Raw genomic sequence first — 25,389 nt, 5'->3', positions numbered from 1 at the left:
CGGTGGTGCGGGGTTACTGGCTGCAGTGGGGGGTGTGGCCGTGCAGCGGGGTGTTGAGGTCGCTCGGGGTGGTCTTGCGGCGCACGACGTGACCTGCGGCGAGGTGCCGCTGGCAGATGGTCAGGACGGGTGGTCCTTCGGGCAGCCGCTCGGGGTGGCATTCCGTCTCAGTCAGGGCCTCGTCCGCGACGGGCACGAGGTGGAAGGCGTCGTGTACGGCCGCGGCGGCCTGGAACAGCCGGGTGTGCGCGGTGGCGAGGTGTCGGCCGGAGGCGGGGTGCGGGGCCCGGGTGGAATCGGCGAGGCGGTTGAGCAGCTGGTGCAGCGCGGTCAGATGGGCGTGCAGCACGTCGAGGTGCGGGCGGTCCGCGGGCGTGGCAGTGGATTGGGCGTGTGCGGTGAGGGTGCGGGTGTGGTGGCGGATGCCGGCGCTGGCAGCCCGTAGATACGGGTACGCGTCACCGACGGGGAGGGCAGAGGTCAAAGGGGAAGAGTTCCTTCCTGCCCTAGCGGCAGGACGTCGGCTGGCGCCGGGCGGGGGCTACAGGGCCGTGCGGGCGAGCGGGAGGGCGCCGAGGGTAAAGGCGTCGGGCTGTTGGAAGTTCAAGCGCCGCAGGTCGACCTGTGCGGTGACGGCGGCGGTCTCGATCTGCGCGCATGCGGCATCCAGCAGCGCGTCGGTCTCGGCGGACACGGTGAGCAGGCCGGTCAGTGCGACGTCGGCGTGCCCGGCGATCAGCTGGCGTTCGCGGGTTTTGACGTCGGCGTATTCGACGGAGTCGGCTTCGGAGTCGACCTGTCCGCGGCGGGCACGCTCGTTGGCGTCGGCGATGATCGCGGCCTTCTTGCGCTGGACGTCGCGCATCGCGGACTCGAGTCCCTGCGGCACGTAGATAAGGGAGAGGGTGCGGCGGACTCCGGCGGTGAACATCAGGCCGTGCAAGAAGCCCGCCGAGGTTTCGGTTCGGGGCCAGTCCTCGACCCAGTAGGTGGCGTGCCGTGCGCTGTCGGTGGCGAGCCGGTCGTACTCCTCGACCTGGACCACGGGGCCGGCGGCGGCCGGGTCGGCTTCGGCCCGGCCGGAGTGGGAAGACCACTGCTGCAATGCGGACAGGGCTCCCGGGTCGTAGGCGGTGCGGATGACGGCGGCGATCTCGCGGGCGGTGAGCCATCCGGTCACCATCAGTCCGGCGCTGCGGGCGGCCTGGGCGATGGCGGACGTGGTCTGCTCCATCACGGTGAAGGCGCCGGGCAGTCCTCCGCCGGCCTGGCTGATGAGGCGCTTGGCGGCCTTGAGGTCGAGGCAGATCGCCAGGTATGCCTCGTGCGGGGCGGCGGCCGGTCCTGCGGAGGCGACCAGCTCGCTGTAGACCTGCCCGGCGACCGGGGTGTCGGGGCGTCCCTGCTGTGCCCAGTGGCGGGCGAGGGTGTCCCCGCTGTCGGGCACAGTGCGCTCCAGGACCTGCACGGAGGCGACGTGCCCGGTGCGGGCGATGCTGGCCAACGTCCGTCCCCAGCCGGACACGTTGTGGTTCTGGGTGGCGGGATCGAGCAGGGCGAAGGCGCGGGAGGAAACACGGGCGACGGCGGTCAGGGTCTGGCCGTGCGGGTCGTGCACGGCGGCGGCCTGGTTGGAGGAGTCGCCGGGCGTGACGACGCGCAGGGAGGCGGAGGTGCCGGGCAGGTGCAGGGTGCCGTCCTGGCGGGGCCGGGTGACGGGCCGGGCCAGCCACAGGGTCTGGCCGGTGCTCCGCCGCCGCGCGAAACGCAGGACGATCGGCGCCCAGTCGATCAGGGACCGGCCGTGACGGCGGACGGCGACCAGGGCGGCGACCGCGGCCCACAGCGGGGCGAGCACGATCGCGCCGAGCAGTCCGGTGCTGACGACCGTGACCAGCAGCAGCGCCAACGCCGAGGAGACCAAGACCAGTTGCGGGAGGGTGAGGCCGAGCAGGATGCCGCGCTTGGACCTATGGGGGAATTTGACCGTGAGGGGAGTGATCGAAAGTTCAGACAAGGGCCGTTCCGGTGGTGCGCGGGCGGGGGCCTGGAGCGGCACGCAGCACACGGGTGGTGCGTGCCGCTCCAGCAGGAGAGGGCGGGGTCAGATGCCGGCGGGCGGAGGCGGCGGGGGAGGCGCTCCGGCGCCGCTGGCACTGCCTGAGGAAGCGGAGTTCGGGGCCGGGAGAGCGCCCTGCGGCGGAGGCGTGGAGGAGCCTGCCGGGCTGGACATGAACCCGCCGCCGGACGGGGCTCCCGATCCGGGTCCGCCCTGGCCGGGACCGCCGCCGAACTGGCCGCTGGTGTCATCCGTAGGCCTCGTGGCCGGAGGCTGGACGGCCTTCTCCAGCCCGTCCTTCATGCCCTGGCCACCTGAGGCACCGCCAGAGCCCCCGGATTCCTTACCGCTGCCGCCGGCGGGGTTGGCGGCGATGTCACCGGGGAAGCCGCCACCAGGCACCGCGTCGGGTCCTTGCGGGGCGGCGCCCGCTCCGGCTGCCGCACCGCCGGTTCCAGCGGTGGCCGCCATGGCGGCGGCCTTACGGCCTGCGCGCTCGGTGTGCTGCCTGGCGAGCTGGGCACCTGCACCACCAGCACGGTGGAGGGATTCGCCGTCGGAGCCTTCAGCGGCCCAGTGCACGAACTTGAAGGTCGCGTACGGGCACAACAAGACCAAGATCATGATCACGATGCCGGACATGACATCGGCGAGCGCACCGATGCCGTCCTCGGCCTCGGTCTTGCCCATCGCAGCGATCCCGAGCACGAAGATCACAGTCATCAGGAGCTTGCTGACGACGAGGGTCGCGGTGGCTTCGATCCAGCCGCGCCGCCAGCGGCGGGCGACTTCCCAGCCGCCGCCGGCTCCGGCGAACACGGCCAGGGTGACCATGACGAGGATGCCGACCTTGCGGACCATCATCACGCACCAGTACAGGAACGCTCCGATGGCGGCGCCGAGGGCGGCGAAGACGGCGACGAGCCAGCCCAGCCCGGCCAGTGCGGGGATCTGGGAGACCTTCACGATGCGCCGCACGGCCGATTCGATCGACAGGTGCGACGCCTTGAACAGGCCGTCGCTCAGAGCATCGACGACTTCGATGGCGACGGTGGTCAGGGCGATGGCGCTGAAGGCGAAGAGCACGCCGGAGGCTGTGCCGGTGAATGCCTGGGTCAGGGCCTGGCCGTCGCGTCGGATAGCGGCCCGTACGAGCTGGGCGCAGAAGGTGGCGACGAGGATGATCAGGCCGATCGGCAGCAGCATCTCGTAGTTGTCGCGGAACCAGGTGGCGTTCAGGTCGACCTTGGTCGTCGCGTTGACGGCCTTGGCAGCCAGATCGGCTGCGGCGGCGGCGAGTTCGCCGGCCGATTTGGCCATCCAGTCGCCGATGACCTTGCCCGGATCGCTGGCGAAGTCGACCGCGCCGCTGGCGGCGTCGCCGATGGCGCACATCTTGTCGGCGAGGGGGAGATCACAGAAACCCACGGGGAGTTGTCCTCCTTTCTTGTGTCAGGCGCGGGTTACTGCGTGACGTTCGGGGCGATGGCGGCCAGCGAGCAGTCGTGGCCGGGGCGGCACTGGACGGCCAGGGTCACGGCGCGCTCCTCGGCTCCGCCGCCGCCCTTCTTCCAGCTGATCTCCTGCTTGCCGTTGACGGTGACCACGTAGACGTACGCGGTTGTGATCGCGGAGGGGTCCTCGGCAAGGGCCGCCTTGAACGCGGAGGGGAAGTGGCCTTCGGTGACCGTCGCGGTGGCGTACTGGGCGTTGTCGGCCATCCGCGACCACAGGACCGGGTCCGGCACCTGGGCGGCCACGGAGTTGAAGTCGGCGTACCGGGTCTCCTTCGACATCCACGCGCGCATGCCGGTCAGCTGCTGGTCACGGCTGGTGTCACGGGTGTCGTACGACCACAGCATCGTGGCCGCGGCCTTGGCGTAGGCGACCGGCTCGGCGACCTGCGGCGGCTTGGGGACGGACCCGGTCTCCGTCCCCGGCTTCGGCACCTGTTCGGAGGGCGAGGTGCTGCCGGCGGCGGACGGCGAACCAGACTCGGAGTGCTGGCCGTTGTTGACGCGTCCGGTGAAGAAGGCGACGGCGGCAGCCAGCGCCAGCAGAGCTGTGAGGGCGATCGCGACGACGGCGATGCGACGCTTGGCCGACCAGCCGACGCCGTAGGACGACAGCGAAAGTGAGGGGAAGCGTGTCATCAGCGAACCTGCGACCCCAGGGCCGAGAAGAACGCGACGATCCCATTCGCCGCCCCGAGGCCAAGCGCGGCGCCTGCGGCGACGGTTGCGCCCTTCTTGCCGTTGGCCTCGGCCTGGTGGCCGCCGGTGTGGTGACCCCAGGCCCATACGGCGAGCGATACGGCGAGCGCGCCGACGACGGCTACGATGCCGAACAGGTTGATCGAGTTGACGACGTTCTTTAGGACGGCCAGGCCCGGCAGGCCGCCGCCCTTGGGGGAGATGCCCGGGTCGTAGGCGAGCTGGATGACACGGTCTGCGAGCGGTATGGGCATGGGTGTGGCGGGACTCCTTGCATGCGCAGGCCGGATGCGGCCCAGCGACAGGGGGGCGGAAGAGAGGGAGGGGGAGGGCGCGAGCGGCGCCGAGAAGGCCGATCCCAGGCGGCGCGGGCCGCGGGGCGGCGGCGTCAGAGGACGCGGCGGACGGCGAGAATCGCCCAGTCCTTCAGGGGCGTGATGCGTACCGGTTTGCCGGTCTTGGGGGCCTCGATGACGAGCCCCTGGCCCATGAACATGCCGACGTGTTCCGGGCGTTGTGCCGTGCCGCGGCTGAAGATCAGATCACCCGGCTGGAGCTTGCTGCGCGAGACGGCCTTGCCCTCGTTGACCTGGGTGTACGTGGTGCGGGTGAGCTTGACGCTGGCGTGGGCGTACGCCTGCTGCACCAGCGAGCTGCAGTCGCAGCGGCCCATCGGGTCAGGGCCGTGCGCGGCGGTGCAGGTGCCGCCCCACTGGTACATCGTGCCGAGCTGGTGCATGGCCCAGGCGATGGCCGCGCGGGCCTTGGGGTCGGCGTCCTTGGGGATCGTGTAGCCCTTGGGCACGCTGCCCTCGGGGATGCGCCCGTAGGAAGAGCCGTCTTCGCTCGGACCGCAGCCGGATGCGGGGATCTCGGTGTTCTTGCTCTGGTCGCCGTCCTTGGCGGACTTGTCCTTCTCGCCGCCGGGGAACGTGGCGGCGATGGCCTTCTGCAGCGCGGTGGCCAGTGGTTCCCACTGTGCGTACGCGTCCGGGTAGCCGGACTTCTGCACGGCTTGGGCGGCCTGGGTGACGGTCATCTGCTGCCAGCCGGAGACCTTCAGCAGTTCCTGGTAGAACCGCTCGCTCGCGTAGACGGGGTCGCGGATCTGCTGGGCTGTGCCCCAGCCCTGCGAGGGGCGTTGCTGGAACAGGCCCAGCGAGTCGCGGTCCCCGGAGCCCAGGTTGCGCAGCCGTGATTCCTGCATCGCGGTGGCGAGCGCGACGATCTGGCCGCGCTTGGGCACCTCCAGCGACAGGCCGGTGGCGACGATGGTCTGGGCGTTGGGGACCTGCTCCTCGGGCAGGGTCAGCCCCTCGACCTTCACGTCCTTGCCGGACGCTCCGTCGAGGATCCGGGTCACCTGCTTGGCGACGGCATCGGTGTCGATGTCGCCGATGCAGGCGTGGAAGGAAGTGGTGGTCTGGGCTTGGCTGGTGGTGGCCATCATCATGGCCGTCCCCGCGAGCAGCAGGGGGGAGAGGACGACGACGCCGATGCTGGCGGCTATCGCCTTCAATCCGGCACGCCTCCAGGCGGCGGGGCTTCAGGCAGGGGAGGGCAGGGAGTTGTCACAAGGGCGTCCTTGAGGGGTGAAGTGCCGGCCGAGCGGGCGTGTGGGTGGAAGTGCCGCGGCGGCCGGTGGCGGGTGAGTCGGGGCCCTGGCGTACGCGGCGAGTTGCACCTCGCCTCGGCGTGCGCCGGTCGGGTTCAGATGTGTCGGGGAAAAGGGGATACCTCGGTGAGGGCACGGGCGGGGGAGTCGGCCAACGGCGGTGTCGGCCGGGCAGCTCCAAAACAGTAAACCCAGATCCCCGGTTGCCGAAATCATTCGTGATCAAGGCTTGATTTCGGGGGTTTTGGCGGCGACACCGCTCCACCGGGAATCGTGCCCTACAGTTTTGGCTCCTCCCCCTCGCTCCTGGCAAGGCAGGCCCCGGGCATTGTCATGCCCGCAGCCGGTCTGCCGGGTTCTGTGAGCGAGCCGGAGCTGTTCAACCCATCCTCACCCAAACCGAATTGGGGTATCCCGTTTTGCCTTTTTCCCTGCATCAGGGCGATGCGCTGAGTGTGCTTGCGGCGCTGCCGGATGACTGTGTCGACTCCGTCATCACCGACCCGCCGTACAACTCCGGCGGGCGGACGGCCAAGGAGCGCACGTCCCGCAGTGCCCGGCAGAAGTACACCTCGGCCGATGCGAAGCACGTACTGCCGGACTTCACCGGCGAGAACATGGACCAGAGGTCGTACGGGTTCTGGTTGACGCAGATCATGACCGAGGCGCACCGGCTGACCAAGGCCGGGGGCACCGCGCTTTTGTTCACCGACTGGCGGCAGATGCCGACGACGACGGACGCCCTGCAGGCCGCCGGCTGGCTGTGGCGGGGCGTGCTGGCCTGGCACAAGCCCCAGGCCAGGCCCCAGAAGGGCCGTTTCACCCAGAACTGCGAGTTCGTCATCTGGGGTTCGAAGGGCGCCATCGACGGCTCCCGGAACCCGGTCTACCTGCCCGGTCTTTACTCCGCGTCGCAGCCCTCGGGCAAGAACCGCCAGCACATTACGCAGAAGCCGGTGGAGGTGATGCGGGAGCTGGTGAAGATCTGCCCGGAGCAGGGCACCGTCTTGGACTTCACCGCCGGATCTGGCTCCACCGGCGTCGCAGCCCTGCTGGAGGGGCGCTCGTTCATCGGGGTGGAGAAGACCCGCGAGTACGCGGAGATCGCCTCCGATCGGCTGACCGCGGCAGTGCAACAGACCCTTTCCCAGGACGACTTCGTGCTGTCCGCCTAAAGCGGCCTGCCGCCCGGCGCGGGGTGAAAGAAGACTTCGGCTTGTCCTTCCTCCGTGCCGTGCGATGCGTTATAGCACCGGATCCCCGGTTAGCGAAACCGGGGATTGTCTGGATCGTTGATACGTAATCCCATCCACCGGCCGCGGCTTCAAGGAGGCCCATTTTCCGTGCCTGAATCCATAGACCTCCCGGACGACGGGGAAATGGAACCCGTCCGGCTGCCGGACTCGAATCTGGAGAGCATCGAGGCCAGTGTCCGCAAGCTCATGGAACAGACCGCCGAGCAGGCCCGCCAGCTCGACAGCCTCTCCGCAACCCCGGACCCCTCGCCCTTCGCCGCGTTCGGCATGCCCAGCCTTCCGGGGGTGCCCGGAGCACCGGCCCCAACACCGCCGGAACCGTGCCCGATCCTGGAACTGGACGGCGAGGAGTACGAGGACGAGATTGACGCCCTGACGGACTGGGTCGACGGCTTCCTCATGGACACCTACGGCGCCGAGGTCACCACCGCGGCCCCGTGGTGCAAGCAGTGGCAGGAGCACGACGACGTTGTCGCCTGGCTCCATGCCCTGTGGATGGCCTACCAGCAGCACAAGGACCCCGAGGCCGGGCCCAGCGGCATGTTCGTGTGGCACCGCGACTTCCTCGCCCATTGCCTGGCCCATGTGCGTGCCCCGGGCGGGCCGCTCTCGGCGTGCATGACCGATCCGGACCGGCCCGCGCACCGCCTGCTGCCCGGCCCCGCCCCCTCCACGCGCTCCGCAAACCCCGGTCCCCAGGCTCCCCAGGATCCTGATGGCAAGGGCGAGTTCGCTCTGGCCGCCTGATGAGCGGGCCCGAGCACCGGCCCGCCTTCGGCCTCTCCTTCCACCCGCTCGCTTTGACCGACCTCCTCCAGGCCCCCGGCGACATCCGCGACCTGGTCCTGGCCCAGCTCCAGAAGGTCGTCAACGCCCAGCTGTTCGGTACGAAGCTGAGCGCCGAACTCGCCGACTACCGCAAGTTGTACGTCGATCACCGCAATGCCTGGCGCGTCGTATACGCCCAGCGCCCGGGTCCGCCGGATGCGGCGCACCGCACGGAGATCTACGTGGTGGCCGTACGCCAGCGCGAGGGCCACGACGTGTACAACGTCGCCCGCAAACGCCTGGGCCTCACCCGCCGCCCCACGAGTGCGCTCGCCCACGCCGCCGGCTCACGCTCACCGCAGCTGGCCACCCGCGGCCCCATCCCCAAGCCGAGCCCGCCGCCGTACTCGGTGCCCGGTCTTCCCCGCCCCGCTCTGTCCCCGAACCCGAAGGACCGTACTCTGTGACGATCCCCTTCCCTGCCGGCCTCGATGACCTCACGGCCGCCATCGCCGGACTTGAGATCCCGCAGGCGAACCCCCCACCACCGGGCGATCCTGGAGACTACCGCAGGGTTCAGCAGCTCGACGAGCAGGTCCTCGCGGTGACCCGAGGCGAGTCGGCCAGCTGCTTGGCCGACACCCACGAGCAGTTGGAGCGGCTCACCGACCTCCTCGGCGTGCGCATGCTGGCCGGCGCCCAGCTGTCGCGCCTGCTGAGCACGGAGTGCTGCTGCCGCGCCGCCGACGATGGCGAAGAGGAGAACGCCGAGGACGCTGAGGGCGCCCCGGATGGCCGGTCCTGCCCGGCCACCGTGCACACGATCGTCCACGCCTGCCTCGACGTCTTCGCCGCCGACGGAGATCCGGACGCCATGTCCTCGGCCGACCTCACCCACCGCCTGCGCCAGCTGCCCGGCATGGCCGAGGACCGCTGGTCCTATGCCGAACTCACTCCGCAGCGCCTGAGCCAGCTCCTGGCCCGGTACGGCGTGCGACCACGCAATGTCCGCTTCGGCAGCCGCCAGCTCAAGGGATACCTGCGCAGCTCCCTGCAGGCCGCGCTGCCCGACTGCTCCTGTTGAGGCACCCCGCCCTCGCTGCCCTTCGCTGGGTCACGGCGGAGGACTTCCCGCTCGTCGACGCCTTCCACCAGCGCTGTGGTCCGACAAGTCTGCTGCGTCGCTGGGGCTGTAGGCACCTGCCGCACCGCACCCTCGTCCGCCTGCTGTCCCACACCGAGCGCTGGCTCGGACTCGGCACCGACAACGAGCCGGTCACCCTTGTCTGCACCGGTCCCGTCAGCCGGGAGCCGGGTGTGTTCGACCTTGGGCTCCAGGTTGCCGATGACCATCAGCTCCGCGGCATCGGCACCGCCCTCGTCCGGCACGCAGCCGAGCACGCCCACATCCGGGGCGCACACACGCTGAGCGCCTACACCGAGGCGTCCAACCAGCCGATGCTTCGCCTCCTGCACCGCCTCGGCTCCGTCCGTCACACGCGGCACGGATCACACCTCGACGTGCGCCTGCACCTCGCCGCGAGCGGCCTCACGCACCGGCCCCCGTGACACCCCAAGGAAGTTCCCCATGCCCCGCAGTGCTCCGGCGCGGAAGGCTCTAACCGAGCTTGATCATCGCATCGAGGCGGCCGTGGGCCACAGCATCGACCGGCTGTGGCAGCACCGCGACCGCGACCTGCTCGACGAGCAGCACACCCATCTGGTCGACGCCCACCGTGCCCTCGTCCAGGCCGAGCACGCCGTGACGTTCTACCGGGTCCAGCTCAACAGCCTTTCCTCCGGTGGGTACCCGGTCGATGGCGCGCTGTTCGAGCGCATGGAGCGAACCATCGGCTTGCTGGAGGACGCGGCCCGCACCCGGGACCAGCGGCAGGTCCAGACCCTTGACGCGCTCAAACCCATAGAGGCCGCCGCCCGAGACAAGGCTCCCCCCGAGGTACCGAACCTGCCCGCACCCGACGCCGCCGCGCTGCTCGCCATCACCCGAGGCGCCAAACTCCACCAGAACCTGCTGACGCAGCAGCTGTATGTCGTCACCGCCTCCGGTACCCGCATCCCCTACAGCCGGCTGCAACGCCTCGAAGAGGCCCGCCTGGTGGTACGCGACATCTCCCATCCGGTCACGGCAGGCCAGCCCGTCACGTTGACCGACACCGGCCGCGCTGCACTGACCGCCCCGCGCTCGGCCCAGGCGCCCGACGTGGCCCCCGTGCCCCGGCCCGGCGTGTGGCCTTCTGCCTCCTCTGCCCGCCGCTGAACACCTACCGCACCGCGGGCGCCCGCACTCCTGAAAGCCCTGATGCCCTCATCGCCGGACTTCTGCCTCGACGGATACGAAGCCGTCAACGACCGTGTTGCCGAACGCTTCTGGCAGCACATCGACATCGAATCCACCGAACTCACCGTGCTCGCCGAGCACCACAGCGACGACCGGCGGCACAGTTACTACGTCTTGCACAACGGCGCGGTGACCTGGGGCATCCCCGGAGAGCCGCAGCTTGTGGCTCTCCACCTCCAGCGTGACGTGGAAGAGCGCACCTTCCGCCTCCAGCACGAGCGACTGCCCCTGCCGGCCATGGTGCAGAGCTGGCTGATCGCCCGCGGCTGCCCGAAGGAGGCCATCGGCCTGCGCCCGGACGTGAGCACCGACGCGGCCGACGAGGCCACCAAGGCGCTGGAAGACCGCCTCGCCTCCGACGGCAACCGCTTCGCCCTCGTCACCAGCTATACCGACGACGACCCCGACCGCGAGCAGACCACGGTGCTCCTGGCCGCCATCGACGAGAGGGCTCCCCTCCGCTTCCGGGTGCTGCTGGAAGAAGTCGATACGGACACCTGGACGCACACCCTGCGCGAAGGCCGCTTCGCCACCTTTCAAGAGGCCACCGCCTGGTGGGAGGCCCACTGGTCGGGCGAGGACGTCCCCTTGCCGACCGCTCCGCCGGCGACCCGGCAGATCGCACCGGCTGCGATACCCAGCGTTTCCACGCCCCGCAGTGGTCCAACTCGCTGACAACGGAGCCCAATTCACGCATGTGGCGGCGCTCGTTCGGGACCAATCCGCGAGGCGCCCGAATCCAGAGAAGTGCGAAACATAGCAGCACATCCCCGGTTAGCGAAACCGGGAATTCTCAGCACTCTTGAACACGACCCGCCCGGCGTCAGCCCGGTGTGTTTCTTCGTCGCTGTCTCCCTTTCTTATGGAGGTCAATTCCTCATGCGCTCCACCCGAATAGCAGTCTCCGCTGCCCTGCTTGGCGCCCTCGCCCTGCCACTGGTCTCCGCGAACACCGCCACCACCGTGCCCGCCGCGAGTGCCATGCCCACCCAGGCACCTGCCTCGATGAATGACCCGTCCTGCACCCAGGGATCGTGGGTGGTCGGCACGAAGGCGGTCACGATCCGCTCCAAGGCGTCCGCCGCCTCCACCGCCGTCGGCGTCCTCTACAAGAGCCACAAGTTCACCGTGCACAAGACCAGCGGTAAGTGGCGCTACATCACTGACCGGACAACTGGCGTCAAGGGCTGGGTCTCTGCCAAGTACGTCTACCGCACCGCTGGCATGTGCTTGGACTAGCCGCCCCGTTCTCGCGAACTCGCTGAATCGGCGACGCAGTTTCTCATCCTTCGCTGCCTAGCGGCGAACCGAGTCCTCCCCCCCCGCATTTCACAGGAAAGGAGCCGTGTCGTGTCCGACGACGCCGACGATGTGATGGGCGTCATCACCCAGCAGATCGAGACCCGCTTCCAGATGCCGCTGGCTGACCTGCGCCGGGCGGTGGCCTCAGCCCCGCACGCCAACAACGACGCCACCGTCGTCGTGAAGTGGTACGGGATGCTCGCCGAGGCTCAGGAAGTGCTGGAGAAGGCCGAGGAAGCCCTCGGCGCAGCCCTGGAAAGGGCTCCCGCCGACGTACTGGACGAACCGGTCATGAAGCTGGCCCAGCAGGTCAACACTGCCGTGGCGGTGCGAGACGGGCGGGCAATGGTCGTGCGCCACTACCTCGACCCCAACTCTCCGGGCCGCAAGGGGCCGGGTGCCTGGCGCGGGGTCGAAGCAGGCCCCCGCCGCAGCCCGGCCTTGCAGACCGCTCCGGCACCCAGCAGAGCGCACGCCCCGTCCGTCCCGGTACGAGGAGCGTCGCGGTGAGCGTCCAGGACAAGCCCACCAGCCTGGACGAGGCACTGACCCAAGCCTTCGGCGCCTCGCTGGGCGAGCTGTACGCGCAGGCCCACAGCCCCAGTGCGTCCGCCGCTCTGACGCGCGCGATGGAGCTGCGCAGCTTCCTGGCCTTGGCCGAGGAACAGGTGGTCCGGGTCCGGGACCGGGTCCACGCAGCAACCGCCGCAGACCGTGATCTGGGGGAGCTGTCGGCCGAGGCATTGCGGATGGACGCGCAGTGGATGGAGGCGGCCCTATCCGGCCGTGACGGGTACGTCGCCGCCCTCGGCGAGCTGCTGCGCACCATGCCCGCGCCCGGATCGCGCCCCGAGCGGCCGGTGCAGCTGACCCAGCCGAAGCTCACCACCATGCTCCCGCCCGCCCCGGCACCCGCACGTGCCGGGGCGGTGCGGGCCCGCCAACCGTGAAAGCCCCGCCGATTGCACTACGCCACCTCCCAGACCATCGCCGAACGCATCGAGGAGCTGTACGGCCAGCCGATGTCCGCGCTCGAAGCCCACGCCGACGCCAATCCCCGTAGCACCATGCTCGCCGCCCTGACGAGCAGCCACACCGATCTGCAGCTCGCCGAGCGCACTATCGACTTCCAGCTTCAGCGCCTGCGTGAACTGGCCCACCCGGAGCGGCAGATCGGCAGGTTCGAGGCCGGTCACCTGCTCGACTGCGCCCGCCGGATCGCCGACTCCGTCGCTGTCCGGGACGCCCACGCCAAGAGCTTGAGCGCCGTCCTCGCCAGCCTGCACCGCGCCCCCGCCCCGGCGCCCGCGGCTTCGGCGGCAGCGGGCCTTGCCTCCTCCGTGCCGCCGACGCCGGCCGAGCCCGCCGCCACCCACACCCGCTGAACCGCCCGTCCCGCTTGAGGAGTTCCCCTCTTGACCACCACCGGTCTGCCCCGCTCCACCCAGCTCGACATCGCGCGCGTCACCGAGTCGCTGGAGATGATCACCCCGCTGTGGAACGTGTGGATCCTGATGACGCTGTCCGCACAGCGCCTGCGCTACACGGAGATCAAGCCCCGCCTGCCCTGGCTCAACGACGGCACGCTCCACCCCAAGCTGCGCAAGCTCACCGACGCCGGACTCGTCGAGCGCACCGAGGTCGAAAAGGGACACGTCACCTACGGCCTAACCGGACGGGGCGCCGACCTGATGCCCGTCCTGACCGTGATTGCCACCTGGGGCGACACGCATCTGGAAAAGCCCCTGGCGAAGAACAAGGCCACCGGGAAGCTGGAGCGCGTCACGCAGGTCGCGCCCGCGCAGAACATCGAAGACACTCTCGCGCTGATCGGTCCCCGCCATGCCACGCCGATCCTGTGGGCGCTCAAGGCCCGCGGCGCCTCCAGCGCCAAGGCGCTGTCCGCTGCGGCGATGCCGAACCACCGGCTCAGCAACGTCTATCCGCAGCTGGACCGCCTGGTCGAGGACGGCCTGGTCCGCAAGGACGGGCACGTCTTTGACCTGGCCGCCAACGGTCACGCGCTCGCCCCCGTCTACCGGGCCCTTACCGCCTGGGCCATCGGGCGCCCCCTCGCCGACACCGACGCGCACCCCGTGTGGGGCGAGAAGCCACCCCCTGCCCAGGCCCGGTCCGGCCCGTGGCTGACCACCCAGTCCCGCGTACCGGCACCCGCAGCCCCGGCTCCCGCCGAAGCGGCCCCGGCACTAGCCACCCACCCCCCAGCCACGACCTGGCAGTCCACCGACTTGTTCTCGCACCAGATACCGGCCCGCCCCATCACCCTCCCGCAGGCAGGAGGACCGCGCCGATGACCAGACGTGCGACCGACAACTTGGACTGGCGCCGGACCATCCGGGCACTGTCCCTGCCAGCGCTGATCCGCCTGGTCAGCGAGCTTGCCGACAACGGTCCCATCAGCCGCCGCCGCGGGAGTCTGCAGGCCGTCTTCAGTGACCTGACGATCAACCAGCTGAGCCATGCCATCGACCGGGCTCGCGACTTCGGCCTCGTTTACGGCGACGACCACGAACGGATCCGCTACCGGCTTACTCCCCGCGGCGAGGACCTCGCCAACGTGTATGACACAGCTGCATGTTGGGCCCGCACGCACCAGTATCCCCATACGTCCAGTGACTTCGTCACCCGTGTCGAGCACATCCTGCTCCAGCTCGGGCAAGCTCCGGATCTCGCATGCGACGCGGCCCGGAACGGCAGCCCGGGCGGGCAGCCCGTTCCCGATGGAGCCGTCCTCAACGCCCAGGCCGCCACCCTCGAAGCCCCGCACACCGCACTGGCCGAATGGCTCGAGGCGAATACGTATGCCCTGCACCCCACGGCTCCGCGCTCCTCCCACGCGGTGGATGACATGGAGCGTGCTGCGTGAGATCACGTGTCGGACCCCGGCACGCTCGCCGGCCGGAGTCCACCATGCTGCGCGGCATCTACCTGCCCCGCAGCATGGACGCCGGCGCGTTTGCGATGACGACGTACGGCATCCCGATGCTGGTGCTCGCCACCACCAACTCCGCGTCCCTGACCGGCCTTGCGTTCGCATTGGAGTGGCTTCCGCGCCTGGGCGCGTTCGCCGTCGCCGGAGCCATGGTCGACCGCCACGGCACAAGCTGCATCCTGCGTCTGGCCTCGGCGACGCGGGCTGCGGTGGTCGTGGCCGCCGCCCTCGCTCTGCCACAGCTGGAGAGCGGGCTCCCCACCACCATCACTGTGATGCTGCTCGCCACCTTGACCGGCGTGCTCACCGAGTTCTCCTACATCGCCGCAGAGACGGCGGGCGGTGTTGCCAGCCGCCAAGTCGGCGAGCGCGCGCACCGGGTGCAGTCGGTGCTCCTGGGGATCGACCAGGTCGGCACCCTGGCTGGACCCGCTGTCGCTGGGCTGCTGCTGGAGTACACCGGAACAGCCGGAATGCTGTTCACGATTGCCGTCTTCTCGCTTCTCGCGTGCTGGCTCGCCCCTCCGCAGTACGCCCCCGGGCGCACCGAGACACCGAAGCCGGTCCTTGGTGGGCTGCGCACCGGATGGACGACCTTGTGTTCGCTGCCCGCCCTCGGCTGGCTGGTGGGCGGACTGACTGTGTCCAACCTCGCGATCGGCCTGCTCCAGGCCGCGACTCCCGTGATCGTGGTCCAGCAGTTCGGACACTCCAGCGCGGACGTGGGGCTGATCTGGTCGGTGGCCGCTGTCGCCTCCCTGATCACGGTCGCTGTGTGCCGCCGTGCGATCGACCGCTGGGGTCTGTGGCTCGTCGGTGCGCTCTGCGCCGCCATCGCGGCTTGCGGGTGCCTGGCCGTCTCCCTCACTCACACCTACACCGCGTACCTCGTTGTGATCGCGGTGCTCATGGCAGGTGAAGGCGGAATGACGGTGGTCCTGCGCACCCTGCGCTCCCACCTCATCCCGCAGACCGTGTTCGGCGCGACCCTCTCCCTGACGATCCTGCTGCTCCTGCTGCCCTTCCCGCTGGCCGGCGTCCTGGTCGCCACGGTGCCTCCTGCTCTGCTCGGCCATGCGATCACCGGCTGCGCAGTGGTGCAGGCCCTCGGTCTCGCCCTCGCCTTCGTACGCCTTCGCACTCTCCCCGGTCTTCGCGGCCACCTTGCCTGACTTCACCCCTTGCCGCCCGGGAGAGCCACCCGATGCCCACGCCCGCTGATGCCGCCCAGACCGTCCTACCGGTCGCCTGCCCCGTCGTCCCACGCGGGATCCAGGCCCGCAATCACGGACCAGTTCCTCGCCTTGGACCCCGCGCACCCCTACGTCTAACGGGCGCTGGAGAAGCTGACGGCTGAGCGTTGCAGCCTGCGCCACCCGCATCGGTGTCAAGGAACTCTTCGAGGCCATGCGATGGCGACTCCCGCGGGGGCTGCGCGGGCTCTGTAACTACGACACCGCGCTGTACGCGCGGAAGCTGATCGCCGATCACCCCCACTGGGCCTCCGCGTTCGAGCTGCGGCGCCGCCGTACTCCCTGAGCCGCTCGCAGCCCAGTTCCTCGACCGTCCTCGTCCGTCATTTCTGTTTGGAGTCCTGCTTGCCCTCTCGTACCGGTAACCCGGTCGTTCTGATCGTTTCTGCCGCGGACATGGAGGCCGAGGCGTACCGCGGGTTCTGTCTGGAGAACATCGCAGCTCACTACGACGTGGTCCTGATCACCAGTGTCGAACCGACGTGGGAGCGCGCCTTCATCACCGACTGGGAAGTCGCCGACCCCACGGACCAGGCAGCCCTGAGTGCGGCCGGTCAGGCTCTGGCCGGCCGCCACCGACTGGCCGGGATCATGACCTGGACAGAGTGGTACCTCGTCCCCGTCGCACGCCTTGCCCGCCAGCTCGGACTGCCCGCGAGCCCGCCCGAGGTGATGCAGGGCTGCCGCAACAAGGCCACCGCCAGGTCCCTGTTCGCCCGCCACGGGGTGCCCTCGGCCACGTCCGCCCGGGTCCGCACCGTCGAGGAGGCAGCGCAGGCCGCCCGGCGGCTCGGCTACCCGGTCGTCCTCAAGCCCGCCGCTCACGCGGCCAGCGTCGGCGTGATCCGCGTCAACACCCCTGGCGAACTGCCCGCCGCGTACGCGATCGCCGCTCAGACGGCGGGACGTGGGGTGGAGAGCAGGGAGGTTCTGGTCGAGGAGTACCTCGACGGGGACGAGGTGAGCGTCGAGTGCGCCACCTACCAGGGCCACACCACGGTGGTCGCCGTCACCCGCAAGACCGTCGGCATGGAGCCGTACTTCGAGGAACTCGCGCACTGCGTGGACGCGGCCGACCCGCTGCTGGCCACCGTGACGCCCATCGCCGAGGCCGCGATCGCCGCGCTGGGCATCACAGAGGGTGTCAGCCACGTTGAGATGCGCCTGGTCGACGGCCGCCCGCGGCTGATCGAGGTCAACGCGCGCCTCGCCGGCGATCTGATCGGCCACCTCGTCCACCTCGCCACCGGCGTGGACCTCGCCCGGGCCGCCGCCGACATCGCCTCCGGCCGTGCCCCCGACCTGACCTCCACCCGCCACCAGGCCGCAGCGATCCGTTTCATCTACCCCGCCTACTCAGGCACCCTCACCGCACGCCGCCTGACGGAACAGACCGGAGGACTGGAGCGAGTCCGCTTCCAGCGACAGGCCGGCGACCAGCTCGTGCTGCCGCAGGACGGCGGCGATCTGTTCACCGCCCGCATCGGCCTTCTGATCACCACCGGGCCGACCGCTGCCGTCGCGAAGGTCCGCGCTCAGGAGGCATACCGCAACCTCGACATCCAGGTGGCCGCCGCGCGCACGGACTCGGCCGGAGAGGACCTCGCCGCGTGAGCCACCCCGTGGCGACCGAACTGGTACGCAGCCGCCGTCTGCTGACCGGGTACCTCGCCGGTCTCGGTGTGGTGATGGCCGTGTGGGGCGCGCGCATGCCCGCCGTCCAGACGAGCGCCGGCCTGAGCACCGCTGACCTTGCCCTGGTCCTATTGGCCGCCGCCCTCGGCATGGTCGCCGGACTGCAAAAGGGAGGCTGCCTCGCCCAACCGGCGCGACTCCCCGCCCTGCTGACCGGCGGCGCCCTCGCTCTCGCCGTCTGCCTCGCCGCCCTCGGGACATGCCGGAGCCTCGACACTCTCCTCGTGATGGCGTTCGTCTTCGGCGCCGCGCATGGTGTCCTCGACGTCGCGGTCAACGCCGCGGCAGTGCATTGCCAGAACGCCTGTGGGCGTCCGATCATGGCCGGGCTTCATGCGAGTTACAGCCTTGGCGCCCTCCTCGGCGCCGGGGTGGCCGCGGCCACTGCCCACACGTCCCACACCGTTTTGTTCGCCAGTGTCTCGGCCACGGCTACGGCAGCGGCGTGCGCGACGGCTCGGCTCACCCGCCGCGTTACTGTCTCCGGACTCGAGCCTGTCCACCATCCCGGCGCACCGGGCCCGGACGAGCGCCGCGGTTTGTCCCGGCCCCGGTTGTGGCTGCTGGGCGCCCTGGCGGCCGCAACCCTGCTAGGCGAGGGGGCCGCCGCCGACTGGGCCGCAATCCACCTGCACAACCTCGACGCGACGGCGGCGACCAGCGCGGCGGCGTTCGCCCTCTACAGCGCGGCCATGGCCGCCGGGCGCCTCGCCGGGGACCGGCTCACCACCCGCTTCGGGACCCCAGCCGTCGTACGCACCGGCGCCGCCCTGGCCGCGCTCGGCCTCACCGCGGGCCTGGCCGGCTCCACCATCGCCTCCGCGCTTGCCGGGTGGGCGGCCTTCGGCCTGGGCCTGTCCGTGACCATCCCCAGCCTAGTCACCGCCTCCGGCGCCGGCGGACCACGCGCGGTCGCCACCGTTGCGGTCACCGGCTACGTCGGCCTGCTCGCCGGACCCGCCCTCATCGGCGCTATCGCCGCCCTCACCTCCCTGCCGATCGCGCTGCTGCTGCCCGCCCTCCTCGCAGCTGCCGTCGCCGCCCTTGCCCGCAAAGCCCTGGAGAGAACCGCTCCTTGACCAGCTCTTCCCCCTCGCCGACCGGCGTGGACGCCCTGATCATTGACTACAACGGCGTCCTGGGACGACAGCCCACCCCGGCCATGTGGAGACGCCTCGCCGACCTCGCCGAGTGGCCCAGCGGCCACATCGACTCCTTCCAGGACGCCTTCTGGGCCCCACGGGAGGCGTACGACGCCGGAGAAGTCAGCGACCTCGCCTATTGGGCCAAAGTCCTCGGCCACCACCCCGGCCCGCGGTGGTTGCACACCCTGCGTGCCGCCGACACCGCCATGTGGGTCCACACCGACGACCGCGTCCTCGACATCCTGCACCGCGCCCGCGCGACGGGCCTGCCCACGGTGCTGCTCTCCAACGCCCCGCATGCCTTGAGCGACACGCTCGATTCCACAGACTGGCGGCGAACGCTGATGACCGAGGCCCTGTACTCGGCCCGCCTGGGCCTGTGCAAGCCCAACCCGGCCGCGTACGCACACGCCCTGGCCGCCACCAGCATCGCCGACCCGAGACGTGTCCTGTTCATCGACGACCGCGAAGACAACTGCCAGGCCGCCGCCGAGCTGGGACTGCGCACCCTGCACTACACCGGCCAACCCGCCCGCCTGCAGGAGCAGTTGCTCCCGACCGCCCACCTCTGACTTTCCACCCGCCCCTGACGGACATGCCCATGACCGACCCCACCCTGATCGAGGGAGACGTCTACGTCTCCCCGCGCTACCTCGCCGGACTCGGCGACAACGTCGACCTGAGCTTCGAACCCGTCGACCACTGGCCCCACCACCACATGAACGGCCACTGCCAACTGCTGATCACCTCCCCCGACTACCGCATCAAGATCGGCTGGTTCGGCGACGACTTCGACGTATGGAGGATCAGCGCCGCCGAGGACGCCGTCTCCGCAGCCATCTGGACGGCCAGCTTCAACGACAACATGCCGCCCGAGATCGTCCAGGGCCTCACCAGCGCCCTGGCCCGCGAGTGGAACGAGGACACTGAATCCTTCCTCACCTCCCGCTCGTACTACTGGACGGACACGATCCAGCCCTTCCTCGACGCCGGCTGGCAACGCAAGCCGCTATCCCGCGGCGTCGTGGAAGTCATCGCCCCGGACCGGCTCGCGGGCGCCCGGATCGACGTCGTCAGCTCCGACCCCGATGCCGAAACGGTGACCTTGTGGACCGGGCCACCCGGCTGGGCCACCCGAGGCGAGGCGGTCTTCACCGCGCGCACCCCCAAGCACCTGATCGCCGCCACAGCCGCCGCCTTCATCGACCCCACCCCCGTCGTCCGCTACCAGGCCGACCTGAACCCCCGGCTCGCGCAACTCGCCCAACTCACGCCCGTCCAGCCGCCGAAACCTCCCACGCCCACCCCGCTCGACGTCCAGCGGGCTGCTGCCGCCCACCGACGCCCGCCCGCGCTTGCCACGCGCAGCGTCCCCCGCTGGAGCACCACCACGCTCCCACCGGCTCCCGCCGGCGCTGCTCTGCCAGGCCGCCGCCGCTGAGGACCCGCCCATGTCGACCGCCCCCTTCACGAACCTCGACCCGGACCAGCAGGTGGAGGTCCTGCCCCGCCACCTGGCCGGCCCCGGACCTATCGACCTCCGTGCGGTCTGGCCCTTCCCCGAGGACTGGTCCGTGCACCAGGCCGCCGAAGGAGCGGCCCTCGCCACCAGCCCCTGCCTTCGGCTCTTCACCGGCCTGGTCCCGGACCCCGACAGCCGAGGCAAGGGCAAGTGGACCGTCACCGCCCACCGCGCCCCGTTCGCACCTGCGGCCTGGCAGATCACCTTCGACGCCACCACCCCCGTCGAGCTGCTGCACGACTTCCACACCGAACTGCTCGACCTCTACTTCATAGACCGCGACACAGCACCAGGCCAGCTGTTCGAGGACGACACCCCGCCGCAGGAGGCGTACACGTTGCTGCTCGCCGACGGCTGGAGCCACCAGGTCAAAACCGACGGCACCCAGTACTTCCGCGCCCCCGAGGCCCTCGGCGTCGTGCAGCACCGCTACGCCATCATCACCACCGATACGCCGATCTGGACTGCCTGGGGCGGATACCCGAGCGAGCCGTACTGGCGCGCACGGTTCTCCTACGGCACGCCCACCACGCTCGTCGCCGCCTTCACCGCCTCACTGGTCTCCACGGAGCCGGTGACCCGCGCGGTGAAGGACGTCCCTTTCCACACCCGCCGCCACGTCTACGTCACGGCGACGAACCCGGAGAAGCAGGCGCCGGCCTCTTCGCCGGTCGCCACGCCACCTGTGCTGCCCGGCCCGAGCCGGTCCCGCTGACGACCTATCGCCCCCGGGCAGCCCTGCCCCGTTCCTGGAGAGTTCCTACTTGCGCACCCGTTCCGCCCGCTGCCTTCCCGCCGCGGCTCTCACCGTTGCCGCCACTGTGAACGGATCCCTGGCCTGGGCCCCGGCCGCCTTCGCCCAGGCCCCGGATCCGACTCCGACCGTCTCCACCACACCCTCAGCACGCGCTGCCGCAGACAGCGGGGGCGTCGCCATCCTCAAGAAGGACGAGGGCGGCGAGGTCCTCGCCGGCGCGTCCTTCACCCTCTGCGACTCCACGGGCAAGGAAACCGCCAGCGGCACGACCGACGCCCAGGGCCACCTTGTGTTCAAGGACCTGGCGCCGGGCGTCTACCGGCTCAAGGAGGTTGCCAGCGGCAGCGCGCTGCACGACGTCGTCGAGGACCAGGACGTCATCGTCACTCCCGGCACCGACGCCCCGCTCACGATCATCGACCCGTTCAAGCCCGCCTCCGTCCTGCTCAAGGCCAAGGACGACAAGAGCGGCAAGCTCCTGCCCGGCGCCACCGTGAACATCGGCACCGGCGACAAGACCCTCCTCACGTTGACCACCGGAGACGAGGGCACCACCACTGCCAAGCTCCCGGTCAACAACCGCACTGGCACCGACTTTTGGGCCATGCAGACCCGGGCACCCCAGGGATACGGCCTCGAAAAGCAACGGCGCGACTTCGACGCCAAGCCCGGCGACTCAGTCACCGTGACCGTCACCAACGCCAAGACCCACATGACGCCGCCGAGCCCCGACCTCTCGGACAAACCGACCGAGAAGCCCACCGGCAAGCCGACGCAGAAGCCGACGTCCGGCAGCTCCGCTGCCCCTGCTACTCCGGAGCCGACCGAGAAGCAGACCGACACCCCGGCTCCCGACGAGACCACATCGAGCAGTGCGGCCCCCGACCCCGACGGCTCCCTGGCCCACACCGGCGCCGACGCCACCGCGTGGCTTATCGGCGGCGCCGGAGTCCTCCTCACTGCTGGCGCAGGCGCCCTCCTGATCTCCCGTCGGCGCCGTACGGACGAGTCCGACAACAACGGCTCCACCGCGAGCTACTGACCTTTCCGTTGAGTTGTCGGGTCCAACGAGAGGCCGGTTTCGGCGAGGCATCCGTCGATGAGGTGGGGGTGTCGTTGGATGCGGCGCATGCCGCTGCGGCCGTTCGGACGAGGTGGTCGCGGTCGGTGAAGACCACGTTGGCCGTGCTGCTGCGCCGCAGTAACGACCAGATCCCTTCGACCGGGTTGAGGTCGGGTGCGTAGGAGGGCAGCTGCACGATGGTGAGCCAGTCGTGCCCGGCCGCGTACTGCCGTAATCGACTACAGCGGTGGACATTCAGATTGTCCCAGACGACCACGACCGGGCCGCCGAGCTGCAGATGGGCCCGCACGAGAAGGTCACGGTAGTCCTGCCAGGTGAAGCCCCGATGATCACCTCGGAGATGCCCCTGAATACGAGGCCGGTAGATCAGCCGACTGCGTTCACCGTGCTTGAAGCAGGCCAGGGCAGCCATCGAGATACGACCGCGAGAGGCGCCGTTGAACCGCACCACAGGCATCCCGCCCCTCGGCGCCCAAGTACGTGCGCGGTGCGACGTCATCGAGACGGCGGCTTCATCCTCAAAGACCAGCCATGCCCCGAGCGCCGCCGCGGTGGCTTTGCCTTGGGCCAGGCCTCCTTCACCCAGCCGGCCACTGCCGCGTCGTCCCGCTCGAGGGCCCGCCGGGCAGGCTGCTGACACGACCAGCCGTGCCGCCGCAGCAACTCCCACACCCCGCGGATCGACAACGACACCCCCAGCTGGTCCGCGATCAGCAGGTGCACGCGCGAGAGCGTCCACCGCTCATCCGCCCAGCCCTGAGCCATCGCGCCCTCCAGCAGGAGCGGCTCGAGCACAGCGAAGTCACGGTCGCCGACCTTCGGCCGCTTCGCCGGACCCGACGTGCACAGTGCCCCTCTTCCGCCCTCCCGCCAATACCGACGCCAACGCTCCACCGACCGGACGCTGACACGTAATTCCTTCGCGATCACCGTGTTCTTCTCGCCCCGCGCGAAACCGTCGGCGGCCAGCATTCGCACCCGCTCCCGCTCTACCTGGCTCCGCGGCGTGCAACCACCGCCCTGCGCATACCTCATGGCCACGGCATAGCGCAGGGATCTAGCGATGTCACCCGACCGACAACTCAACGGAAAGGTCAGTAACAACACATCCCCCGAACCCGGCCCCCGGAATCGCGCCCCCCCGCGACTCCGGGGGCTTCGGCATACCCAGCGGAAAACTCGGTGGGATCGGCGAGCGGATCCATGAATCGTCCTGTGTCGGTGATGCTCGCGCTGTCCCGCAGCCAGCCGTCGTAGGGCATCGTCGAAGGCAACCAGGGCATCGTCCAGCGGTGCCCGGACAGCGAGGAGTACGGAGATCCGGATACCCCGGCCGGGGCCGACGGCGGACGGCGGTGCGCACACGCACAACGAAGAGGAACACCCCGCAGGGGCTGTAGTCGACGAGAAGTTCGGTGTAGGCGATGGCGCACACCCGCCGACCAGTTAACAGCGGCCACAGTTCGCCGTTGGCAGACAGGAAAGTTCGCGAACTGACTGGTGGAAGCCGCCAGGAGCATGTCAACGTAGACGACCTTCCCGAAACCCCAGGTCAGAGAGGTGATGCCTGTGACCGCGGACGCGTCCACTCCAGGATTCTCCACAACTACCGAGGCCCTGAGACTGCGCTCGTGGCGGCTGGGTCCCGGCCAGGCGACGATGGTCACCGACCTGTTCAACGCGGAGTTCTTCCACCTCATCGTGGACGACCGGGCCGATGTCCACATCAGCAGCAAGGACGGCCGCTTCTACCTCGGACATTTCCCGCTCGGCCGCCCCGGCACCGAAGGAGACGGCTGGACGCTCGCCGTCACCGGGACTGCCAAGGTCCCCGGTTACCGGGTCCGCTTCGACACCGAAACGCCGGCGGAGATCGTCGCGGCCGCGGTGCAGCGCGTGCTGGCAACCTCCCGCCCTCTGTGAACCCACTGCCGCCGCGAGGCTCAGGCCCGCTGCTCAGATGTGGCACCTACCCTGCCCTCGGCCCCTGGTGGGGCGCCCGATACTGCAAGGAGAACGTACTTGGCCCCGGAGCTGACCGTCGGCGACCTGCTGGATCGCCTGTCCGCCAGCGACCTCGACGTGGTGGTCCGTCTGTGGATCAATCCCTTCGCCCGCGCGGCCCGCCGCCTGGGCGGCGTGGTCCCCACCCGTGATGACGCCAGCCGGCCGGTGGTGTTCATCGCCGAAGCCAAGGATGCCGAGCCGCTGGAAGCGCTGCCGGAGTCGACCATCGGCGACCTGCTCGACCAGCTGTCGGCCTGCGACCACGAGGCCGTCGTGCAGCTCGCCATCAACCCCGACTTCCCGATGGCCCACCGTGCGGGCGCCGTTGCCGGTGCCCGCGACGAGCAGGGTCATCCGGTGCTGTTCCTCACCGAACCGGAGGAAGCCGAGCAGTTCGGCCCCCTCCCGCCCGACGTTGCGGTCGCGCTGACCTGGCACGAGCCGACCGAAGCCCCGCCGCGCAGACGGCGCGGCACCCGCCCCAGCGGTGGGCAGTGAACCATTCCCGAGCCCACGGAGGCGCCCCTGAAACCGCACCATCCCTCTAATTCCTCCCGCCCCGCTTCGCCGGACGCTCTGCGCTGGGTGACCCCGCGCCATCTGGCTGGCGACGACGACGTCCTCGCCGAGCGAATCGGCGACACCCTCACCGGCCTGGGCTGGCACATGTGGCCGACCTCCCGCGACACCCTGCTGTATGTCAGCCCGGATAGGCTCCGCGGCGCCGAATGGATTCTGGCCAGCAGCCCGTTCACGCTCGGCGGCCTGCGGGTGGCCCTGCAGATCTCCGCGCGCCCGGATGCCACCAGCGCGTTGGTGCAGTGGAACGCGTACTTCACCACCGGCCTGCCGCACGAGACACTTCACGACTTCCTCGTCGCGCTCGACGCCAGCGCGGTGCCCGATACAGGCTTCGAGGAGCCCGAGGCAGTGGTCACGGCGCTGAGCGCGCATGGCTGGATCCGTGACGTGGATCGCCCCGGCACCGCCGCCACGGACCCCGGCTTCGCCTCGCACATCTCGCTCGAGATGCTGCCGGACCGGATCGCCGACGCCGATCTGCGGGAGGACTTGATGGGCTGGCAGGCATGGGCCGAGCCCACGTTCGGTGCCCCCTACCTGTGGTGCGCGAGCTTCAGCCCGAGCGTCCCCAACGAGCTGGTCGCAGTCTTCGCGGCCTCGCTCGCCTCCCCGGTCCCGGTGGCACGCCACCGGCTGCCACAGAGCACGGAGAAGCGCCTCACCATCGTCCACCGTTGCTGACAGCAGGGCCCAGCACGTTGGCCGGGCCCAGACCTCCGCGGGCCGCGTTCACGCCTCAGTCCCGGAAGAGGTGTCCTTCGCGGACCCCCTCCCCGCTTTCGACGCGCCGTGCCGCAAGCGCTGCGGCTCCGTCGGTTC

Annotated in this window: 31 protein-coding genes and 1 pseudogene; 24 read left to right on the top strand and 8 right to left on the bottom strand. The window is 70.1% G+C overall.

The features are described from left to right. Positions 1–13: 13 nt before the first annotated feature. The 6 genes from ACIBAG_RS27445 to ACIBAG_RS27420 all read right to left on the bottom strand — a co-directional run bounded on the left by ACIBAG_RS27445 (position 14) and on the right by ACIBAG_RS27420 (position 5,791). Complete coding sequence (locus ACIBAG_RS27445) at positions 14–484, bottom strand: DUF6238 family protein (protein WP_399108445.1); 471 nt, start codon at positions 482–484, stop codon at positions 14–16. A gap of 57 nt (positions 485–541) precedes the next feature. Continuing rightward, positions 542–2,017, bottom strand: coding sequence for an SCO6880 family protein (locus ACIBAG_RS27440; protein ID WP_399108443.1), 1,476 nt, complete (start codon positions 2,015–2,017; stop codon positions 542–544). 87 nt (positions 2,018–2,104) lie between these two features. After that, a complete protein-coding gene (locus tag ACIBAG_RS27435) occupies positions 2,105–3,487 on the bottom strand; it encodes an ATP-binding protein (protein WP_399108441.1) in 1,383 nt (460 codons plus the stop codon). Between the two features lie 35 nt (positions 3,488–3,522). Further along, positions 3,523–4,215 carry a hypothetical protein gene (locus ACIBAG_RS27430; protein WP_399108925.1) on the bottom strand — a complete coding sequence of 231 codons (693 nt, stop codon included), beginning with the start codon at positions 4,213–4,215 and terminating at the stop codon, positions 3,523–3,525. Next, entirely contained in the window at positions 4,212–4,526 is a 315-nt protein-coding gene (locus tag ACIBAG_RS27425) for a DUF6112 family protein (protein WP_399108439.1), read from the bottom strand. Before ACIBAG_RS27425 ends, ACIBAG_RS27430 begins: the two co-directional genes overlap by 4 nt. Positions 4,527–4,660: 134 nt before the next feature. Then, positions 4,661–5,791, bottom strand: coding sequence for a C40 family peptidase (locus ACIBAG_RS27420; protein ID WP_399108437.1), 1,131 nt, complete (start codon positions 5,789–5,791; stop codon positions 4,661–4,663). A 515-nt stretch (positions 5,792–6,306) separates the two neighbouring features. On the opposite strand from ACIBAG_RS27420, the gene ACIBAG_RS27415 reads away from it, so the two are divergent. The 21 genes from ACIBAG_RS27415 (at position 6,307) to ACIBAG_RS27315 (ending at position 21,939) form a co-directional block, all read left to right on the top strand. Continuing rightward, complete coding sequence (locus tag ACIBAG_RS27415; protein ID WP_399108436.1) at positions 6,307–7,062, top strand: DNA-methyltransferase; 756 nt, start codon at positions 6,307–6,309, stop codon at positions 7,060–7,062. 204 nt (positions 7,063–7,266) lie between these two features. After that, positions 7,267–7,890, top strand: a complete 624-nt coding sequence (locus tag ACIBAG_RS27410) for a DUF4913 domain-containing protein (protein ID WP_399108923.1) — start codon at positions 7,267–7,269, stop codon at positions 7,888–7,890. After that, positions 7,890–8,378 (top strand): hypothetical protein, encoded by a 489-nt coding sequence (locus tag ACIBAG_RS27405; RefSeq protein ID WP_399108434.1) that lies wholly within the window; start codon positions 7,890–7,892, stop codon positions 8,376–8,378. The genes ACIBAG_RS27410 and ACIBAG_RS27405 overlap by 1 nt, the downstream gene beginning before the upstream one ends. Further along, positions 8,375–8,995 carry a DUF3631 domain-containing protein gene (locus ACIBAG_RS27400; RefSeq protein ID WP_399108432.1) on the top strand — a complete coding sequence of 207 codons (621 nt, stop codon included), beginning with the start codon at positions 8,375–8,377 and terminating at the stop codon, positions 8,993–8,995. Before ACIBAG_RS27405 ends, ACIBAG_RS27400 begins: the two co-directional genes overlap by 4 nt. Then, complete coding sequence (locus ACIBAG_RS27395; RefSeq protein ID WP_399108430.1) at positions 8,992–9,480, top strand: GNAT family N-acetyltransferase; 489 nt, start codon at positions 8,992–8,994, stop codon at positions 9,478–9,480. The genes ACIBAG_RS27400 and ACIBAG_RS27395 overlap by 4 nt, the downstream gene beginning before the upstream one ends. 19 nt (positions 9,481–9,499) lie before the next feature. Further along, positions 9,500–10,189 (top strand): hypothetical protein, encoded by a 690-nt coding sequence (locus ACIBAG_RS27390; protein WP_399108429.1) that lies wholly within the window; start codon positions 9,500–9,502, stop codon positions 10,187–10,189. Between the two features lie 42 nt (positions 10,190–10,231). Beyond that, entirely contained in the window at positions 10,232–10,945 is a 714-nt protein-coding gene (locus tag ACIBAG_RS27385; RefSeq protein ID WP_399108427.1) for a hypothetical protein, read from the top strand. A gap of 204 nt (positions 10,946–11,149) precedes the next feature. After that, a complete protein-coding gene (locus ACIBAG_RS27380) occupies positions 11,150–11,509 on the top strand; it encodes an SH3 domain-containing protein (protein ID WP_399108426.1) in 360 nt (119 codons plus the stop codon). A gap of 111 nt (positions 11,510–11,620) precedes the next feature. Beyond that, positions 11,621–12,082: a hypothetical protein gene (locus tag ACIBAG_RS27375; protein WP_399108424.1), complete on the top strand. Its 462-nt coding sequence runs from the start codon at positions 11,621–11,623 to the stop codon at positions 12,080–12,082. Further along, positions 12,079–12,522, top strand: a complete 444-nt coding sequence (locus ACIBAG_RS27370) for a hypothetical protein (RefSeq protein ID WP_399108422.1) — start codon at positions 12,079–12,081, stop codon at positions 12,520–12,522. Before ACIBAG_RS27375 ends, ACIBAG_RS27370 begins: the two co-directional genes overlap by 4 nt. 12 nt (positions 12,523–12,534) lie before the next feature. Then, positions 12,535–12,957, top strand: coding sequence for a hypothetical protein (locus ACIBAG_RS27365; RefSeq protein ID WP_399108420.1), 423 nt, complete (start codon positions 12,535–12,537; stop codon positions 12,955–12,957). A 30-nt stretch (positions 12,958–12,987) separates the two neighbouring features. Beyond that, a complete protein-coding gene (locus tag ACIBAG_RS27360) occupies positions 12,988–13,887 on the top strand; it encodes a winged helix-turn-helix transcriptional regulator (protein ID WP_399108418.1) in 900 nt (299 codons plus the stop codon). Beyond that, complete coding sequence (locus ACIBAG_RS27355) at positions 13,884–14,459, top strand: hypothetical protein (protein WP_399108416.1); 576 nt, start codon at positions 13,884–13,886, stop codon at positions 14,457–14,459. The genes ACIBAG_RS27360 and ACIBAG_RS27355 overlap by 4 nt, the downstream gene beginning before the upstream one ends. Beyond that, positions 14,456–15,697, top strand: coding sequence for an MFS transporter (locus ACIBAG_RS27350; RefSeq protein ID WP_399108414.1), 1,242 nt, complete (start codon positions 14,456–14,458; stop codon positions 15,695–15,697). Before ACIBAG_RS27355 ends, ACIBAG_RS27350 begins: the two co-directional genes overlap by 4 nt. A gap of 235 nt (positions 15,698–15,932) precedes the next feature. Further along, a complete protein-coding gene (locus ACIBAG_RS27345; RefSeq protein WP_399108412.1) occupies positions 15,933–16,064 on the top strand; it encodes a hypothetical protein in 132 nt (43 codons plus the stop codon). Positions 16,065–16,174: 110 nt separating this feature from the next. Further along, complete coding sequence (locus ACIBAG_RS27340) at positions 16,175–17,392, top strand: ATP-grasp domain-containing protein (protein WP_399108922.1); 1,218 nt, start codon at positions 16,175–16,177, stop codon at positions 17,390–17,392. Next, positions 17,389–18,552 (top strand): MFS transporter, encoded by a 1,164-nt coding sequence (locus ACIBAG_RS27335; protein WP_399108410.1) that lies wholly within the window; start codon positions 17,389–17,391, stop codon positions 18,550–18,552. Before ACIBAG_RS27340 ends, ACIBAG_RS27335 begins: the two co-directional genes overlap by 4 nt. Next, entirely contained in the window at positions 18,549–19,190 is a 642-nt protein-coding gene (locus ACIBAG_RS27330; RefSeq protein WP_399108408.1) for an HAD-IA family hydrolase, read from the top strand. Before ACIBAG_RS27335 ends, ACIBAG_RS27330 begins: the two co-directional genes overlap by 4 nt. A 29-nt stretch (positions 19,191–19,219) precedes the next feature. Beyond that, positions 19,220–20,059, top strand: a complete 840-nt coding sequence (locus ACIBAG_RS27325) for a DUF317 domain-containing protein (protein ID WP_399108407.1) — start codon at positions 19,220–19,222, stop codon at positions 20,057–20,059. A 10-nt stretch (positions 20,060–20,069) separates the two neighbouring features. Beyond that, the gene (locus ACIBAG_RS27320) at positions 20,070–20,855 is read left to right on the top strand and encodes a DUF317 domain-containing protein (protein ID WP_399108405.1); all 786 of its coding nucleotides are present in this window, start codon (positions 20,070–20,072) and stop codon (positions 20,853–20,855) included. Positions 20,856–20,904: 49 nt separating this feature from the next. Next, positions 20,905–21,939, top strand: a complete 1,035-nt coding sequence (locus ACIBAG_RS27315) for a SpaA isopeptide-forming pilin-related protein (RefSeq protein ID WP_399108403.1) — start codon at positions 20,905–20,907, stop codon at positions 21,937–21,939. Here the strand turns inward: ACIBAG_RS27315 and ACIBAG_RS27310 are convergent. Both ACIBAG_RS27310 and ACIBAG_RS27305 read right to left on the bottom strand, forming a co-directional pair. After that, positions 21,933–22,480: pseudogene (locus tag ACIBAG_RS27310) on the bottom strand (transposase). The gene ACIBAG_RS27315 and the pseudogene ACIBAG_RS27310 sit on opposite strands and share 7 nt — an antisense overlap. Continuing rightward, positions 22,477–23,016: a winged helix-turn-helix domain-containing protein gene (locus ACIBAG_RS27305; RefSeq protein ID WP_399108401.1), complete on the bottom strand. Its 540-nt coding sequence runs from the start codon at positions 23,014–23,016 to the stop codon at positions 22,477–22,479. The pseudogene ACIBAG_RS27310 and the gene ACIBAG_RS27305 overlap by 4 nt, the downstream one beginning before the upstream one ends. 534 nt (positions 23,017–23,550) lie before the next feature. On the opposite strand from ACIBAG_RS27305, the gene ACIBAG_RS27300 reads away from it, so the two are divergent. From ACIBAG_RS27300 to ACIBAG_RS27290, 3 genes are all read left to right on the top strand, one after another. Then, the gene (locus ACIBAG_RS27300; protein ID WP_399108399.1) at positions 23,551–23,904 is read left to right on the top strand and encodes a DUF317 domain-containing protein; all 354 of its coding nucleotides are present in this window, start codon (positions 23,551–23,553) and stop codon (positions 23,902–23,904) included. Between the two features lie 99 nt (positions 23,905–24,003). Next, entirely contained in the window at positions 24,004–24,486 is a 483-nt protein-coding gene (locus tag ACIBAG_RS27295) for a hypothetical protein (RefSeq protein WP_399108397.1), read from the top strand. Between the two features lie 78 nt (positions 24,487–24,564). Beyond that, on the top strand, positions 24,565–25,251 hold the full coding sequence (locus ACIBAG_RS27290; RefSeq protein ID WP_399108920.1) for a DUF317 domain-containing protein: 687 nt from the start codon (positions 24,565–24,567) through the stop codon (positions 25,249–25,251). Positions 25,252–25,389: the final 138 nt, after the last annotated feature.

Origin of the sequence: Streptomyces sp. NPDC051243, from assembly GCF_044455405.1 — a bacterium.
GTDB lineage: Bacteria > Actinomycetota > Actinomycetes > Streptomycetales > Streptomycetaceae > Streptomyces.
The sequence above is the reverse complement of the archived record's forward strand: the minus strand, read 5'-3'. Positions and strand labels throughout refer to the sequence as shown.

What these genes read in the sequence shown, in the direction of transcription:
- ACIBAG_RS27320 (WP_399108405.1), top strand. Translation starts at nt 20,070, where the DNA reads ATGTCGACCGCCCCCTTCACGAACCTCGACCCGGACCAGCAGGTGGAG.
- ACIBAG_RS27390 (WP_399108429.1), top strand. Translation starts at nt 9,500, where the DNA reads ATGCCCCGCAGTGCTCCGGCGCGGAAGGCTCTAACCGAGCTTGATCAT.
- ACIBAG_RS27345 (WP_399108412.1), top strand. Translation starts at nt 15,933, where the DNA reads ATGCGATGGCGACTCCCGCGGGGGCTGCGCGGGCTCTGTAACTACGAC.
- ACIBAG_RS27355 (WP_399108416.1), top strand. Translation starts at nt 13,884, where the DNA reads ATGACCAGACGTGCGACCGACAACTTGGACTGGCGCCGGACCATCCGG.
- ACIBAG_RS27305 (WP_399108401.1), bottom strand. Translation starts at nt 23,016, where the DNA reads ATGAGGTATGCGCAGGGCGGTGGTTGCACGCCGCGGAGCCAGGTAGAG.
- ACIBAG_RS27325 (WP_399108407.1), top strand. Translation starts at nt 19,220, where the DNA reads ATGACCGACCCCACCCTGATCGAGGGAGACGTCTACGTCTCCCCGCGC.
- ACIBAG_RS27380 (WP_399108426.1), top strand. Translation starts at nt 11,150, where the DNA reads ATGCGCTCCACCCGAATAGCAGTCTCCGCTGCCCTGCTTGGCGCCCTC.
- ACIBAG_RS27410 (WP_399108923.1), top strand. Translation starts at nt 7,267, where the DNA reads ATGGAACCCGTCCGGCTGCCGGACTCGAATCTGGAGAGCATCGAGGCC.
- ACIBAG_RS27385 (WP_399108427.1), top strand. Translation starts at nt 10,232, where the DNA reads ATGCCCTCATCGCCGGACTTCTGCCTCGACGGATACGAAGCCGTCAAC.
- ACIBAG_RS27340 (WP_399108922.1), top strand. Translation starts at nt 16,175, where the DNA reads ATGGAGGCCGAGGCGTACCGCGGGTTCTGTCTGGAGAACATCGCAGCT.
- ACIBAG_RS27425 (WP_399108439.1), bottom strand. Translation starts at nt 4,526, where the DNA reads ATGCCCATACCGCTCGCAGACCGTGTCATCCAGCTCGCCTACGACCCG.
- ACIBAG_RS27405 (WP_399108434.1), top strand. Translation starts at nt 7,890, where the DNA reads ATGAGCGGGCCCGAGCACCGGCCCGCCTTCGGCCTCTCCTTCCACCCG.